At 35.3% G+C, this 995-nt stretch carries 1 protein-coding gene and 1 pseudogene; one reads left to right on the top strand and one right to left on the bottom strand.

The features are described 5' to 3' along the window. Positions 1–229: pseudogene (locus ACE01R_RS17825) on the bottom strand (IS6 family transposase); the annotation flags it as partial. A 451-nt stretch (positions 230–680) separates the two neighbouring features. Between ACE01R_RS17825 and ACE01R_RS17820 the strand changes: the two are divergent. Next, the gene (locus ACE01R_RS17820) at positions 681–896 is read left to right on the top strand and encodes a hypothetical protein (protein ID WP_395552808.1); all 216 of its coding nucleotides are present in this window, start codon (positions 681–683) and stop codon (positions 894–896) included. The last annotated feature ends 99 nt before the right edge of the window (positions 897–995 follow it).

The following is a 995-nucleotide window of genomic DNA, read 5'->3' as shown; positions in this document are numbered from 1 at the left end:
TATGCCACGGGCTGAGGTCAGTAGGATTACGCCAGTACCAGCGCAACCGCTTTTCTATTTCAGGGGCGTAACGTTGAACCCAGCGATAAATCGTGGTGTGATCAACCTTTACACCACGTTCGGCCAGCATTTCCTGAAGTTCGCGATAGCTACTGCCATATTTACAATACCAGCGCACAGCCCAAAGAATGATTTCACCCTGAAAATGACGACCATGGAAGGGATTCATAGGCTACACCTTTAGCTAAAACGGTCTTTAGCTTATCATTCGTGGTTATTTGCAACAGTGCCGTTTTCGGTCTCTAAGCTTTTTTGAAGGGAATATCATCGACTCAGATCCCTATTTGCACAGTGCCCCAAAAGCCTCTTTTATTAAAGAAATAATGTGATTTTGTATGCAATTTGTTGTATTATTTTGTTTGATTTAGCAAACATAGACATTTGAGTAAGCTACTCATATCGAGTTTTGTGAAATATAGCAACCAAATCATGACAGGCTGAATCTGAAATTATTTATCGTTGTGGAAAGTCCAAATCCGTTAAATAGACTACAGGTGCCTTTGCCATAAAAGGGTTAGGTATTCACTAAGTGAAATTACCGTGATTTTTGTACTGTTATAACTTAAAAAATGATTTCGATGACCATTTGGTTAAATTTTAAAAATATCCAAAGAGATTGTATGAAAAAGCCTATCTTGTTTCTCCTTTTATCATTTTTTCCTTTATCATCTTTTGCGGATAATCAAATATTTGATGTTTCTTATACACAAGAAAAAAATAGTAATAGTCAACCTGATTGGAAAATGACTGAATTAGGCTATACCAAAAAAGAAAAAAATGACTATTGGCAACTTTCTATTAGAGATTATGAGAGATATAATAGATCTCTTTCATAAATCAAAAAATGACCACCTTTTTGATTGATATTTTCACTCTAATTTTCTTAGCATTCGTGCATAATCTGCGGATGAAATACATCAATTCAAAGAAGCTTT

This window comes from Acinetobacter sp. BSP-28, assembly GCF_044130285.1.
GTDB lineage: Bacteria > Pseudomonadota > Gammaproteobacteria > Pseudomonadales > Moraxellaceae > Acinetobacter.
Note: the sequence above shows the minus strand (reverse complement) of the source record. Positions and strands in the feature narration are given on the sequence as shown.

Excerpts from the sequence above, each read along its gene's own strand:
- ACE01R_RS17820 (WP_395552808.1), top strand. The coding sequence starts at position 681 with ATGAAAAAGCCTATCTTGTTTCTCCTTTTATCATTTTTTCCTTTATCA.